Below are 15367 nucleotides of genomic sequence, written 5' to 3'. Positions count from 1 at the left end.
GAAATCCACATTTCCTGAACTAATCTCAGACTCTGAATGTTTCTTTAAATAAGAATGGATTTGTTCAGGGTGTCGGGATAATCTTCATAGCATGGGAGAACCACAGTTTGAAGCCACTGCATACGATCTTGTTTCGCAGCGTGTCAATCATCTTCGCTTCTTGAAAAAGTGGTCGCAGAAGTTCGTTGCTGCGCACATTGGTCTTACGCCGTCAGCGTTCAGCAACAAGATGGGTGGCGCAACTCGGTGGACGCTTGAGGAAGTTATTGGGTTGGCCGACCTTTTCGATGTCGATCTTGACGCTCTTGTCGGTCGTTCGCGCCCGAGCGAAAGTGCCTCAGGTGACAAAAAAGCCCCTGGCGACGATGCGCAAGGGGCGAGTGGTGAGCAAAGTGTTGGGGTCAAGGAACGCGACCTCACGATTATGAGTCGTGCGCTCTAACCAGCTGAGCTACTCAGCCACATCACTGTGTGTTGCTTTAGGCAACCGTAGAAGACTATCACCTGGTGTGCGTTTCACGCCAATTCTTGAAGCTATTCCGCGACTGAGGTGTGTCGGAAAACCTAGTCGTGGAACAACTTTCATGACAGCAAGTGCATGCTTTCGGACACGTTTCGCGTGCTGTTCATATTTCTTTTTCCTTTTGCGCAAGCGCATTTTACGTTCCATCGCTCCGCAATCAACCGGCTTACTGCCTCGCCCGTCACTGCGTGCCGCGCGTTGCCAGCTTGACGCCGGTGGACAGCTCCGTGCTGTCTCTAAGGGTGATGAATCACCCAAAAGGGAAAAGAAATTTGATGTGGAGGATGCGCGAGAGAGTGCGTCTTACATTCAGGAGGACATCATGGCAATCACCGTCTACAGCAAGCCAAGCTGCGTGCAGTGCAAATCAACGTATCGGGCTTTGGATAGCAAGGGCCTCGACTACGAGATTGTCGACCTCACCGAAAACGCTGAAGCTCTTGAACTGGTGAAATCACTCGGATACATGAGCGCACCCGTCGTGGTGACTGATACCGATCACTGGACAGGTTTCCGTCCCGACATGATCGCGACCGAAGCAGCAAAATGAGCCGCAAAGTAGTGCTCCCCGCACCAGTCGTAATTGCCGACAACGGTCATTGGATGGGTTTCCTTCCAGACAAGACCGCAGCCGAGGGAGATTAGGCGGCGTAGCGATGAGCAGCAAAGTGCCGTTCTCTGCCCTGGTTATGGAACAGCGCGAATGTTTCGCAGATCATTCCCGATTCGTACCCTGATTCCTTCTGTCATGATTCACTCCTTCGAACCGCGGGCACTTTGTCGGACAGGTACACGATCGATACCAAGGAGCGCGTGGTGAGGCTGCAAAGATGCGTCGGGAAGTTTTGCTACTGGATCCCAGTAATTGTCCAAATGCGGGTGCTCGGACCGTAACGCTCACGTTCGCAGTAGGAAACATTGACGTACTGGTCGCTCCAGCCGGTCATTGTCGCGGTACGTGCATGGCCTTGAGCATCAAGAGTTAGCCTGTTCAAGCTTCCCGTGGGGGTGTTCCAACAGATGTCAGCGCCAGGCTGGCCAGTTACTCTGATGTGAAAAGCATCAGGTTGTTTGGCAGATGCTTCGTTTATCCGCGCCACCTCAGGGACTTCAACTGTGAAGCTCAGCTGCCGCGATACTGTAGACGCTCCAGTGCCAGAACGAACCGTTACTGAATGAACGCCAGAGCTGAATGGGAACGCTGCGAGATCAAATGCCCACTCACCGCCGTCGCCGACTTGCACGGAATGCGCGTCGCTATTTGCAATGATTTTCACAAGCGTTCCTGGCTGCGCAGTTCCAGTAAGGTGGGGCGGGAGAGTGTCAACATTGGTTGCCTCTGAGCGAACGGATAGCGCTAAGGGCTGGCCGTGCGGAGTTCTGGATGGATGCTCACCAGGTTTCTTCTCACCCTCATCCGAGTTAGTGGCATCGCCGCCTCGATTAATGTGTGATTGACCATCGTCGTCTGAGCCATGTCCAGCTGAGTCGTCTGTTGCTCTGCCCTCTTTTTGAGCTCCACTTCCCTCGTGGTCTGTCTTCACTTCTACTTGTGTTTCGGGGATGGTTCCATCATTTGTTCCAAGCGAGAGCCACCCATACGCGAAGGGACTAGAAGCAAGTATTCCGAGCGCCAGAACTGCTGCCGCACCTGCGAGAACACGACGGCGCGGGTTAGCTGCCAGCGGGCCCTCGCTCTTTGGCGCTAGGGCTGCGCGCGCTTCCTCGGTGGCATCACCGTCATCGGACGCGCGAAGAATGCCGCCGGCGCTGGCAAGAGCGAGAACTGCTGCGGCGGTTCCGCGGAGGCGGGTGCTGATCGTGCGGGACTCCAGCTTTTGGTTTTCGATCTTCAACACATCGCATGTTTGCGCGCACGAGCTGCAGGTGGCAAGATGCGCTCGGACCGCATCAATCCGCGAGGCTGGAGTGCTCTCACGAACATATTCAGGCAACAAAGACGGGAACTCAGTGCCGCAACCCAATCCTGCCGCTGGAATATGAGTACGCAGCCAGGCAAGACGAAGACCTTCTTTTGCTCGGCGCACAGTCACTGAAACAGTGTTTGGGGTGAGCCCTAGTGCCTCAGAAACCTCTGCCCTTGGCAGGCCTTCGACCGTGGAGAGCCACAGTATTCGCTGCCACTGTTCAGGGAGGCGTTGGAATGCCTCGATGATGGACTCGTTCTCAAAGCGCGAGTCAACACTCGCCGCTGCGCTAGGAAGCCCCTCTTCTGGGAACTCAAAATTGGTGAATACTCTCTGGCGGTGCCGATGGTTTGAAGCCGCGATGTTCTTGGCCACGGTGACCAGATATGGGCGAAACTGCGAGTCCGGACCCACGCCTCGCTGTAGTTGCTCCCATATCGCAGTGAAAGCTTCAGCAACTACATCGTCCACGTCTCCGCGGGCGAGCGCGCGAACAGACGATGTTGCTGCGCCGCTATGTCTGTGCCACAACCTCGAAAAAGCGGTTGCATCTCCTGCCTTAGCGTCTCGCAGGAGCGAAGCATCCGATGGCTCTGTTCCTTCGTCTCTTTCGCTCTCGCTCATTTTCTCCCCTGTTCACCAACTTGAGGATATCGATCCGACCGAGCAGAGGCGCGCACGTTCATCAATTCTTGGGTTATCGCGAAGAAATTCGCAACAGCTTGTCACTTTCGCGAACCTGGTCACACCTAATGAGAGAAGAGGCCCGTTGGACTCCCCCTCCGAAGTGTCCTCTTCCTGGATGGCCCGCCCGCAACGGTCGGTCTCCCTCCCCAGGGATTCCCCCAAATATCGACCGTTTCAAATGAACAGAGTGGCGGGCCATCTCACCGATTGTCACAGAATGGTAACATCGTGTCACCTCCACGGCCCAGGTCGCACCTATCTATTAGAGGCCTGCCGAGGTCGCGCCAGCCAAGAGAATGGCGGGCGTTTCTTGGCTTGAGTTTGCCTCGGGAAAACCAACTCACCTGCTTTCTGAAGCGAGCAGGTAATAGCCATTTAGGAGCATTTTGTGAGTCGTCCACATAGGAATTTTCTGTCAGTTGGGGCTGTCGCCGCCCTACTGGCGGTGGGACTGGTGGCCCCCGCCGCCGCAGCAGCATCTGCAGCCCCACAGATTACGCCTCAAGTTGGCCCCGAAACTGGCGGAACTAGCGTGTCGCTTGAAGCCTTGCCAATCGCCCAGCAGTTCACCATGATCGGTGGATCGCGAGACGCCTTTACCGGGTTAGGCATCGATGGTCGACTCTACAGCTGGGGCATGAACGACGGTGGCCAGCTCGGAGTCGGGAACGCGGCGTTTCAGGTGAACCCTATCCCCGTAAACATGAATGGCGTTCTTTCCGGGCAAGAGATTTCTTCAATCAGCGCAAGTCACGCGGGTGCGACATTTGTCACGACGAAGACAGGTGAGGTGTTTCTCTGGGGTGAGAACTACATGGGTTCATTGGGAACCGGGTCAACTTCGACTACTCGCACGCCACTCGCGCTTGACATGACCGGAGTTCTTGCCGGCGAACACGTTACGCAGGTCGCTGTAAGCCAACTCAACGGATATGCACTCACGGAATCAGGCAAGGTGGCTGCGTGGGGTGACAACCGCTACAGCGCACTTGGCGCGCCTGAGATTCTCCCCACCGCAGAGACTTTGAGAATGGATTCTCCGGTACTTGTTGATCTGAGTCCGCTCAATGGAGAGCGACCAATACAGGTCGCTGCGAACAACACCGGCGCATATCTGCTCACAGAAAGTGGGCAAGTCTTCGGCTGGGGCAATCTCTCTCACTACAACAATCCCGGCGGTTCGCTCCAGACGACGCCTGTACTCACCCGAATCGGTGATCCCGGAGCACTTGCGGGGCAGCGTGTGGTCGAGATTGGCGGCAACGCTCAATTCATGTTTGCATTACTCGAAACCGGCCAGCTTGTGAGTTGGGGAGAAACCAATACCGGTGCTACCGGACTTGGCAGCGTTGACGGCTCGACCATTCCAACACCAGTTGTGCAATCCGGGGCATTGGTTGGAGAGACAGTAGTGCGATTCGCTGCAACCGGATACACCGGCTATGCATTAACTGCTTCCGGCAAGATCGTGGCTTGGGGAAGAAACTCGTCAGGTGAAATTGGCGACGGAACTACCGAGCAGCGCCTCGAACCAACGTTGACAGATATGAACGGCGAACTGGCAGGAAAGACAGTCGTTGACCTCGTTGCTACTCGTGAGGGTGTCTATGTTCTTACGTCTGAAGGTTATGTCTACAGTTGGGGTCGAAATCCTCGCGGCCAACTTGGCAATAGTACCCAGACAGATTCATTGACTCCCAAGCTCGCTGCGAGACTCACTCCGGTCGCTGTGACGTTTGATGCTCTGCAAGCGAGCGATGTGACTCCGGGTGTCGAAGGGGCAGCCACTGCTGTCACCCCGCCACACGCAGCGGGAGTTGTGGATGTGGCCCTTGACTATGCATTTTCAAACGGCGCGACTGCACCTGAATCCACGCGAACAGTCATCTCGAATGGATTCCGTTACGCCGCAGCTCCGACGATTGAGGTCGGGCAAACACCAGATGGCTGGGTTGATGAGCGGTACGAATGGCCAGTGCCAGTGCAGCCTGGAAATGGTCCTTACACTTGCGAGGTCACTGCCGGCAAGCTCCCCGCTGGCCTCATGCTGAACGAAAACACTTGTACGCTCGAAGGCACACCGACCGAGTCAGGCACCTCGGATTTCACTCTGACGGTGACCGGGCCCGGCGGAACTACAGACATCGAGTACCAAATCAATATCGCTAAGCGGCCTGCCGTCCCAGCGGTGCCGGATACCAATGCAAGCTCGGATGGCGTCGCGGGTCTTCCCGTTACAGGATCTGAAACGCTACTACCGGCCCTTTTGTCCGGTGCGGTGCTCCTGGCACTTGCTGTCGGGGCCTGGAGTTTCAATGCAGGTCGCAAGCGTCGAAAGAGTAACCCTGCGCAGACCGTGAACCTGTAGTTTCATTGATCTTCGTGATTGACCTCCCAGCCAGGAAGCGTGTGCTTCTCTGGATGGGGGGTCAATCTTTTTGCTGAACAGCCGCCTGGTGCCCGCTGCACGTCGACGACAAAAGGAGAGATCTCGGCCGTTGAGGCTGCAAGTCCTTGCCGCTAGTTCGTGTCCGAGTGAGCGTGCCTCAGACGGCAAAAGTCCCCTGGCGATGATACGCAGGGAGTGAATGTGTTGGATGAGCGGAGCGCGGCCTCGTGATTATGGTTCGTACGCTCTAAGCTGCTGAGCTACTCAGCAAAATGGCCCGCACAAGTGCGAGCCAGAAATTCAGAGCCCCGAGCCAGGATTGAACTGGCGACCCCTTCCTTACCATGGAAGTGCTCTACCACTGAGCTATCGGGGCGCGCTGCCGCTACTCAGTCAAACTGTGCCGCGGCAACCTCACAAGACTAACATCATCTATGTGACTATGCGAAATCGAGTGCTTGGTGTCGTCGGAATTTTTTTGGCCGTTTGGATGGGGGCTGGTCGTTGGGCCTTCGGGATCGGGGGAGAACTCACTATTTGGTTTGTTCCACTGATCACAGTTCCATTTATTGTGTTGCAAATCTGGTCGCTACGCCGTGCGCGTGTCGCGGCTGATCGAGGCCGCCCTGTCGGTCGTCAGTTTTATGTCGCTACGGTTGTCGCTTGGCTTTGCGCCATCGGCTTTGGCTTCACGGTGCCCGATAGCGTGCATGGCGAGCTCGTTTCGGTGATGAGCTTGCTGGCTGGCGAAGATTCGCTCGGAATGTCGATCGCCCTGTGTAATCCGTTCGGAATCATCGCTTTCTCGGGCATTATCGCCGCACTGATTTTCGCGATTATGGCTGGTCGCGATCCTCGCCCCAGTGAAGACGATCTGCTTGGCGACGCCGAGGTGATCATGGTGAATCACCCGCTGAAGTAGACGCGCTGCGAAATTTGCGCAAAAAAAGAACCCGCTGCCGGGCCAGACGGCCAAAGCAGCGGGTTCTTTTTGTATTTGCTAGTACGAATTTAGCGGGTGAATACCGCAAGCGCCTCTAGGTGGTGCGTGTGCGGGAACAGGTCGAATGCGCGCAATGAACTGATCTTGTAGCCAAGTTCGCCGAGGGTTTTGGTATCCCGCGCAAGGGCAACCGGGTCGCACGCCACGTAGACGAGGTTCGCCGGGCGCAATTCGCCGAGCTGAGCACAAACTTCGCCACCAGCACCCGAACGCGGTGGATCGAGCACCACCGTTGCGCGACGCAAACGCTCGCGCACGGGGGCCGGCGCCTTCAACAGATCGGCCAGGTAGCGGTCGACCCGTGAGGTGAGAGCGAGCGCTCCGACCAGCTCGGAGAGGTTCTCGGCGGCGTCGTCGGTTGCGCCCGCATCGGCCTCAACCGTGGTGACCTTGAGCGTCGGGCCGGCAGCTTCTGCCATCGCTGCGGCGAGAAGTCCGGCACCGCCGTAGAGGTCAAGGTTCGTTGCGCCAGCGTCGAAGCGGCCGGCATCAATCAGTTCGAGGATCGCATCGCGCACGGCTTCGAACAGCGTGTTTGGCGCTTCGCGATGAACCTGCCAGAACCCTCCGGCGCGCACCAAAAACTCGCGTCCGCCGACCGACTCCTGAATGGTGTCCTTTTCGCCGGCGCGAGTGCGCTCACCGGGGTACGAGACAAGCATGCGTGGGTCATCGGCACTTGGCGCGATGAGGTCTACTGCTTCGAGGTCTGGCATTAGGTCATCAAGTGGCGCAATAAAGCCAATACCCTCGCTTGCCAGCGGCAGCGATTCGACAGGGATCACCGTGCGGCTGCGTGCGGCATATGGGCCGACGACACCTGATTCTGGGTCGATGTGCAGGCGAACACGGGTGCGCCAGCCGAGACCGTTTTCCTCGTCGTCGCCGGGTGCGGCCTCAACTTCGAGCGAGCCGCCCGAGATGCTGGCGATGGTGTCTGCTTCGAGGCCGCCGAAACGGCTGAGCGCATCAACCAGTACCTCTGCTTTGAGTGCACGCTGGCGTTCTAGAGTGATGTGGCCGAATTCTGCGCCGCCTGCGCGCTCGTCTGGATCGCGGTCAAGCGCGGCCTCTGGCCACACGTGCGGGCGTCGATCCGCTGATGCTTCGAGAACTTCAAGGGTCGCGGCGCGAGCGAACGACTTCTTGCGGGCTTCGGTGACGCGGGCGCGCACGCGCTCGCCTGGAATGGTGTCAGACACAAAGACCACGCGGCCTTCGTGACGTGCGACGCAGACGCCGCCGTGGGCGATTCCGGTCACATCGAGTTCAACTATGTCGCCAACTTGCAGCGCAGGAGTGTTAGTCATGTGACCTATTCTCGCACCGTCTGCTGTGCGCTTGACACGTGCGAATGGCCCGCGAATGGGCGAGCCACTGAAGAGATTACGTGGCTGTGAGCTTGACGAGTTCTTGGAACCGCTCCGCGAGCTGTGCGCGTCTGCCTGCGCCGAGCTTGGCGCGAGCAGAGGCGAGGTGCGATTCAACCGTGCGGATGCTCACTTCAAGCCGTTCGGCGATCTGCCTATTGCTGAGGCCTTCGGCGCACAACTGGGTGACTGATGTTTCACGTCTGGTGAGTCGAACTGTTCGCGGCGGTTCGAGCGCTTCTGCAGTGAACCATGGCGCGTAGCGTCGAGCCTGTTCGTTGAGCGACTCGATGAGCCCATTGCAGTAGGTCACGCTGCCGGTCGCCCGGCGTCGCAGAAAAATGGCGCGTGCATTGAGCAGTGCGTAGGCGGCTGGTGCCCACAAGTGTTGCGCTTGGAGCACCTGGGCGATGCGTTGCAGCGCTACTGGGTTCTGCGCTTCTCGCGCGCTGAGATGTGCAGAGATGAGGCGGTAGATCGGTAGCGGACTGGAGGGGGGTGCCCCTTTTGCCCGGGCGAGATTTGAGTGCTTGGGCAGCCTGATGGCGTCGAAGTCTCCAAGTACGTAGTCGAGCATGAAGTGGCGACTCTCGGAGTGTCCGCCATTGCCTTTCTCGCTGAGTTCTTCGCCGATTTCTGAAACGAGGGTGCGCACGCGCTGCGGCAAAAAGTAGGGCAGCGCTTTGCTGAGCAATTGCCACTCAAGTACGGCTCGCGGGGTATCGCCGGCGGCAATAGCGGTGACTGCCGCCGTGAAGTGCCGTGCCCAGATCGAATGCAGCAGAGCCCCGGGGAGTCGAGCGACCGTGTGCTGCAACTCTTCAACAGCCGAAGTGTGTTCTGCGGTGAGCAGGGAAATAATGGCCTCGGTCACTGCTGCAGTCGCCAATAGGTCATGCAACTCGTCGGTGCCAGACACCGCGAGACCTGAGATGCGATGGAACCGTGAGGTGGTGTGTTTGGCTCCAGCAATACGTCCAGCTGAGCCCGCTTGTGTGAAGTGGGGTGAGGGTTGCACGCCGAGTCGCAATTGGTCGAGTGCGAAGAGCTGTTCGGCAAGCAGCGCCACTTCAAATACGGGGTGCGAGCAGGCTGCCTCAAATATCGCGGGCGCGTCTTCGCCGAGTGGCAGCGCATCGTTGAGCCGAGCGAACACTCGCTTCGCATTGATCGTATTGTTGTCGCCCGGTTGCTGGTGTTTTTGGGTTGATTGCATCGAACCCAGGTTGAGCGGCCCGGTTTGTGTGGTGGTGCCGTCATGCGCCGCAATGAGTTGCTGATGTAAAAAGTCGAGCGATAGTTGCGCCTCTGGTGTGCGCGCTGCGCCGAGTGCTTCGGAGTTTTGCTCTGCTGCCGTCTCTTCGAGTACTGAGCGGAAGGTCCGTAGGCCTTCGATTGGCCCACGGAAAATTGTTGCGGCACGAACTCTATTGATGTCGGAGAAGCTGGTTGCGGCGCTTGCCCGCAACATGAGGTCGCGAGATTCTGTGCGACCGAATAGCAGGAGCACTGAAGCTGTTTGGGTGGCGATTCTTGAGTGAACCTGATTCGTGCGTTGGTGAGAATGATCGATTGTCTCAGTGGCAATCGTTTGCGGCTCGTAGGCCCAAGCGCAAAATACGGACTCGCGCATGGAGATCGCGATTCCAATTGACTCTTGCATCAGGAGCACGCTCGCTGATGCAGAGGCGGTGCGACCGAGCAGGGCTAGGTCGACATGCGGCTCAAGCGCAGCCGCGTAGATTTCCGGGACCCCGTACAGCCCAGAGTTGGCTGAGTTGGTGACTAGAATCCCGGCATTGCGCAGGGCAAGTACGTGTTCATTTCCGACAAGATGGGTGGCCCCGTCTAGGGTTCTCGCATCGAGTTTCGAAAGCACAATGGCTGCTGCAATGCTCTCTTGTTCAAGATGGGTTTTGGCGGCCCGCGAGGCGAAGCTCAGCGCAGGCAGGTGCATGTCGCTTGAATTGACGCCCTTGATTTGGGGTAGCGGATCGGCCAGCACCTTTCCGGAGGCGGCCAATTTGAGCAGATCGATGAGCCAACCCGGTCTGCCCCATGACAGTTGCGCGATTGCTCCGATGGTGACCGAATCGAGTGGCACCAGCTGTTTGCTGTGGGCGAGCCGTTCGGCCTGTTCTTGAGAGAGCGGACTGAGGCGGAGGTTTTGAGTTTGCGCGAGGGCGCTCGCGGCCGGATGCGCTGAGGTGCTTAGGTCGCGAATCACTTCATCGTAGGTGCGGGTGTCTTCGTCGGTGCCGAGGGTACCAACAACTTTTACTCCGGCCGCTACTTGGTCTGCGAGAGCTCGCAACATTTCTGCATCGGCGAGTTCGAGATTGTTGAAGAGCAAAATTTGACCTGGCCGCGCGGCGCGTACCAGGTCGAGAGCTTTTGGGTCGTTGTGTGCGATAACGCAGTGTTGAGACTGGCTTTCGTCCAGTCGTGCTGCGAAGGCGTCGAGGGCGTGTTTTTTGCCGCTCTGTCGTGGACCAATCACGAGGACGGCGTCGGTTTGAGCTAACTCGAGCGTCAGCTGATCAAGCAGTTCATCACGTGGCACGCCAAACTCCCTCCCCCCATGTTTGCCTGGCGTTCCGAACCGAACAGAGACCCTGTTCAGCGCGGTAGCTATTGACTTGAGGATGATTTTAGCCTCATGTCAATGATCGCCAAGGGGCTTGCCAAATACCTATACCTATGAAATGGCATCTTTTCGGGGCTAAACGAATAAAACTCAGTATTTTGCAATTTTGTCTCAGGCCCATGTTGCGCGTTGCTCGGTGATACCTACGCGCATCGTCAGATCGGGCCTTGCTGTCTTACGCTCACTGCAAACCGCTATGTGTCTTCGGCGGTTTACTGACCCTTTTTGATCAGACAAGACACACCAACTTTTGGGGGAACGCCTTGAAACGCAAAGACCTACAGCAGAGATGGAGGCGGGCCTCTCGGCCCATAGCCTTCACAACTGCGTTGGCGCTCACGATGGCAGGAGTCGCCACCGGCGTCGCGGCCTCGAACGCCGATGAGCAGACGCTCGACCCGAACGAGGTTTCGGCAGCGCACTCACATTTCCTCTACGTGCCAGGCCTCGGCCTCGACGTTGCAGGCGCAGGACTCGCGCAGACCGAGTTCTCAAATGGCACAAGCCCCGAAAGCGAGATGCTCAATGCGGCGCTTCTGAACGGACTCGTCGACCTGAACCTCGGCAACCTCACCCTGCCGCTGCTCACCGACGGCACAGCCCCCGGACTACTCGACCTCGGTAGCAACATCGGCCTAGTGCAAAGTTACGCAATCTCGCCATCTGAGACCTCGTCGATTAGCGCCTCGGGTGCAGTAAACGATCAGGGCGCAATTAACCTTGACCTCGTTCGTAACAGTCCCGGATACGAGCCAGCGTCGCTCGATCTCACCCACCTTTTCAGCCAGCTCAACATCACTGGCCTGACAGATCAGCTGTTGGATGGCGCAAAGATTGAGCTCGGCGTGCTCAGCTCACGTGCCGAAAAAACCGATGGCGTGGTTGATCGTTCCTACGCGATCGCCGACCTCAATGCTGAATTGAGCGCGCCGATCCTCGGTACCGTCACCGGAGCTGTAGACGACATCGTCGGCACCGCTGGTACCTCAATCGACGCACTCGTCGGGCCAAGTGGTGCGCTGACACAAACCGTGAGCGGTCTTGTCAATGCGGTGAATCTCAACCTGCCATTGGTCGGTGGACTGACCTCGCAGATGGATCGTTTTGAGATCAACACCACCGGACTCGTCGGCTCGGTACGAAGCGAACTGCTCTCGACAACCATCAATAACGCAACTGCAACGACACCGGCCTCGATCGAGGTTGACCTTGAGAACGGCGTTGTTCGAGCAAACCTTGAGCAGCTGCTGATCGGCCCAGGCGGCAAGTACGAAGGCCTCACCCTCAACAGCCTGCCAGCGAATACTGATCTGCTTGAAGCGGAAACCGTTGAAGCAATCGCGAGTGGTTTGCTGAACGCACTTACCGGTTCACCTGCCACCTACCCAAACTCGCTGACCGCGAATGCGACTCGAATCGTGCAGGAAGGCCTGTACAGTCTCGAGATCGGTCTCGACCTCGCAATTGACGCAAACCTGCTTACTATTCCACTCGCTGGTGTAAGCGCGTCACTCCTCGACACCAACCTGCAGCCAGCCACACTCGGTGGTTTGCTCGGGCAGAGCGGCTACACCCCGGTGAAGTTCGAACTGACCGGCAGCGGAGTGCTCGGTGGATTGCTCAACCCTCTGCTCGGCCTGCTGAGCACCCTGGTGACCGACCTCACCAGTGCTGTTGGTCAGGTAATCAGCCCGATCATCAACACCGCGGTCAGCAATGTCACACCAACCCTGCTGAGCGTATTGAACCCGCTGCTGGATGGACTGCTTGGCAACAACGGTTCGCTGCTCAAGCAGGTACTGAACGCGCTTGCGACTGTCACGATCAACGAGCAGACAACGGGTGATCTTGGCCCGGACAGCTACACCGTGCGTGCGCTCGCCGTTCGCGTGTTGCCTGGCGTGCTTGGTAGCGCTGCGGTTGGCGTTGAAGTTGCTTCGTCAACGGTAATGGCCGAGGATCCTGCGGCCTCGCTCACCGCCACCCCCGCACAGGTAGTGCGCGGAGACGTGGTGACCCTGACCGGCGCGACCTTCACCGCGGATTCACCAATCACGATTGCAGTGAACGGTACTGATGATCCAGCGCTCGCAACCACTGCCGACACCAACGGGGCCTTCGCTCAAACGTGGACCGTACCTGCCTCTCAGGCGTTCGGTACTGTCACCTTCACTGCAACCGACGGTGAAGGTCGAAGCGATACCGCAACCACCGAAGTCATTGAGCCAACACTGGCTGCGAGTGACGCAGTACAGGGCGGTACCAGCACGATCACCGGCACCGGCTTTGTACCTGGCGAAAACGTGACCATCACACTGCCAGACGGCACCACAGCAACTGTGAACGCTGATACCAGCGGCAACATTAGCTACACCTGGACAGTGCCAGCGACAATGGCCCCGGGCACAGCGACCTTTGTTGCCACCGGTGATAGCGGTCGCACTGCGACCACCACCGCAGCAATTTCGCGAGCGGTTGCAACGCTAACCGCATCACCGAATCCGGTCGAACCGGGAGGCACTGTCACCATCACCGGCGGCAACTTTGCGCCAGGTGAAGCAGCAACCCTGACCCTGCCGGCAAGCTGCGCGGTAGCCTCCGGCACACCGGTAGTTGCTGATGGTTCAGGTGCCTTCACCGTGACCTGTGTTGCTTCGGCTGCCCTCGCAGACGGCACGACGCTGAACTTCTCGGCAACCGGTAACGACAGCGGTCGCACAGCGACAGGTTCAACCGTTGTTGACAGTCAGCCAGACCCAGCGGCAAACTCCAATGCTTCGGCATCGGCGGCCGCATCGGCTCAGGCCAACGGCAATAACGAAGTTGCGGCACAGGCCGCAGCTGAGGCTGCAGCAATGGCCGACAACTCAACCGCAGCAGACGCAGCGGCAGATCCCAATGCAGAAGCCGCGGCTCGTGCGGCGGCAAGGGCGAGCGTAGAAGCTAACGCTTCGACGAACGCATCTGCAACTGCGACCACGGCCACAAACGCTTCGGCTCAGGCCTCAGCTCAGGCAAGCGCAGACAGCACCTCAGGTGCAGACGCGAATGCCTCGGCTGCGGGTTCGGTTGCTGGCACGGTCGATGCTCGTGCGGCATCGCAGGCCTCAGCAAACTCGGCAGCAAGTAGTGAGGCGAATGCCTCGTCCGATGCTTCGCAGGATGCCACTGCCGATGTGCGCGCAAATGCAAATGCTTCGGCTTCGGCTTCGGCTTCAGCGAACGCAAATGGCGACCAGCAGGCAGCAGCTCAGGCTGCGGCGCGAGCTGCTGCTTACGCGGCGGCAGATAGCGACGCTTCGGCTGCTGCGAACAGCGATGCAAGCGCGGCAGCGGACGCTGCGGCTTACACCGCTGTCGATGCAGATGCATCGGCTGCGGCTTCCGCTGACGTGACCACGAGTGCAAACTCGGCAGCCCAGGCTTCGGCGGCATCGACTTCGCAAGCAGCAGCGACCGCTTCGGCGGCAGCGACTGCTTCTGCTGATCAGAATGCAGACTCCGATGCCAGTGGCGACAATTCGGCTGATTTCGATTCGGCGTCAGCTGCTCGCGCGGCGGCAATGAACTCGGCGACAGCCGATTCGAGTGGCTCCACCGGTGCATCAGCTGATGCTTCGCAGGACGCAGCAGCGAATGTTCGTGCAAATGCCAACGCTTCGGCTTCGGCATCTGCCTCGGCAGACGCTGATAGTCACAGCAACCCAGCAGCTCAGGCTGCGGCTCAGGCCGCTGCCTACTCGCTCACCGATAGTGACGCGAGTGCCGCAGCTACCGCTAACTCCGAAGCTGCGGCTCAGGCTGCTGCTCGTGCCAACGTGCAGGCAGATGCTTCGGCAAATGCTTCGCAGAACGCCGGCTCGCAAGCTCTTGCAGCGGCAACTTCGACGGCAGATGCTAACGCCGTGCAGGACGCATCAAGCACTGCGGCCGCGAACGTTGATGCTGACGCGTCTTCGGCGGCGGCAGCGCAGACCAATGCGTCTACAACGGCTTCGGCTCAGGCCGCCGCTGATGTGAACGCGTCGGCTTCGGCGTCTGCTTCGGCTCAGGCCGACAGCAATGCGAATGCGGCAGCTCAGGCTGCGGCCGAGACCTCGGCTCTGGCGAACGCTTCGACGACCGCAACCGCAAGCGCTTCGGCGCAGGCGACGGCGAACGCCGAAGCGGCAGCTCAGGCAGCTGCCGAAACCGCGGCTCGTGCGAACGTTGCGGTGACCGCCTCGGCGACTGCTTCTGCTGACACCTCGGCGCAGGCGAACGCTTCGGCAACAACTGCAGCTCAGGCGAGTGCCGATCACTCGGCAAGCGCCAACGCCAGTGCCGATGCTCGAGCAGAGGCTGAGGCTAACGCGAATGCTGCTTCGGCGGCTGAGGCTTCGGCCCGTCAGGCGGCAAACGCCGACTCGACGGCTGACGCAGCAGCAAGTGCGTCGGCGACTGCTTCGGCAACCGCCCGCGCGGGTGCCGATGTGACGGCGAACGCTGATGCAACAACGCAGGCATCTGCGAATGCAACGGTGAAGGCAAGCGCTGCCTCGCAGGCGGCTTCGCAGGGCGCGGCAAACGCTAGCGGCGGGCAGAAGCTGGTGAACACTGGCGCTGCTCAGGCAACTGGTATCGCGGTGGCGGCACTTGTGCTACTGCTGATCGGTGGCCTCGCTGTTGTTGCTAGTCAGCGTCGCAAGGCGGCTCAGCAGTAAGGCTGTAGCTAGCTAGATCGTGAGATGCGGCCGGGAGTGAAAAAACTCCCGGCCGCATCCCGCTTTTCGGTTAGATTTACAGCAGATGATCAACAAAGGCGGGTCACATGCACGGAT

Annotated in this window: 8 protein-coding genes and 1 tRNA gene; 5 read left to right on the top strand and 4 right to left on the bottom strand. The window is 58.8% G+C overall.

All coding sequences use genetic code 11. The features are described 5' to 3' along the window. Positions 1–91 precede the first annotated feature (91 nt). Together QBL02_RS03600 and nrdH are read left to right on the top strand one after the other, a co-directional pair. On the top strand, positions 92–442 hold the full coding sequence (locus QBL02_RS03600) for a helix-turn-helix transcriptional regulator (RefSeq protein WP_282724985.1): 351 nt from the start codon (positions 92–94) through the stop codon (positions 440–442). Between the two features lie 403 nt (positions 443–845). After that, a complete protein-coding gene (nrdH, locus tag QBL02_RS03595; RefSeq protein WP_282724984.1) occupies positions 846–1073 on the top strand; it encodes a glutaredoxin-like protein NrdH in 228 nt (75 codons plus the stop codon). A gap of 298 nt (positions 1074–1371) precedes the next feature. Here nrdH and QBL02_RS03590 read toward each other — a convergent pair whose 3' ends face one another. After that, complete coding sequence (locus QBL02_RS03590) at positions 1372–3075, bottom strand: sigma-70 family RNA polymerase sigma factor (RefSeq protein WP_282724983.1); 1704 nt, start codon at positions 3073–3075, stop codon at positions 1372–1374. Between the two features lie 451 nt (positions 3076–3526). On the opposite strand from QBL02_RS03590, the gene QBL02_RS03585 reads away from it, so the two are divergent. Then, a complete protein-coding gene (locus tag QBL02_RS03585; RefSeq protein ID WP_282724982.1) occupies positions 3527–5506 on the top strand; it encodes a putative Ig domain-containing protein in 1980 nt (659 codons plus the stop codon). Between the two features lie 325 nt (positions 5507–5831). On the opposite strand, the gene QBL02_RS03580 is transcribed toward QBL02_RS03585, so the two are convergent. Next, positions 5832–5903 (bottom strand) — tRNA-Thr (locus tag QBL02_RS03580). 66 nt (positions 5904–5969) lie between these two features. Here QBL02_RS03580 and QBL02_RS03575 point away from each other — a divergent pair. Then, entirely contained in the window at positions 5970–6449 is a 480-nt protein-coding gene (locus QBL02_RS03575) for a hypothetical protein (protein ID WP_282725277.1), read from the top strand. A gap of 89 nt (positions 6450–6538) precedes the next feature. On the opposite strand, the gene QBL02_RS03570 is transcribed toward QBL02_RS03575, so the two are convergent. Next, the gene (locus tag QBL02_RS03570; protein ID WP_282724981.1) at positions 6539–7840 is read right to left on the bottom strand and encodes a TRAM domain-containing protein; all 1302 of its coding nucleotides are present in this window, start codon (positions 7838–7840) and stop codon (positions 6539–6541) included. A 76-nt stretch (positions 7841–7916) separates the two neighbouring features. Beyond that, complete coding sequence (locus QBL02_RS03565) at positions 7917–10463, bottom strand: helix-turn-helix transcriptional regulator (RefSeq protein WP_282724980.1); 2547 nt, start codon at positions 10461–10463, stop codon at positions 7917–7919. A 425-nt stretch (positions 10464–10888) separates the two neighbouring features. Here QBL02_RS03565 and QBL02_RS03560 point away from each other — a divergent pair, with 425 nt between their 5' ends. Next, the gene (locus QBL02_RS03560; RefSeq protein WP_282724979.1) at positions 10889–15250 is read left to right on the top strand and encodes a choice-of-anchor G family protein; all 4362 of its coding nucleotides are present in this window, start codon (positions 10889–10891) and stop codon (positions 15248–15250) included. Positions 15251–15367 lie beyond the last annotated feature (117 nt).

This window comes from Leucobacter sp. UT-8R-CII-1-4 (assembly GCF_030010235.1).
Classification (GTDB): Bacteria; Actinomycetota; Actinomycetes; order Actinomycetales; family Microbacteriaceae; genus Leucobacter.
Note: the sequence above shows the minus strand (reverse complement) of the source record. Positions and strands in the feature narration are given on the sequence as shown.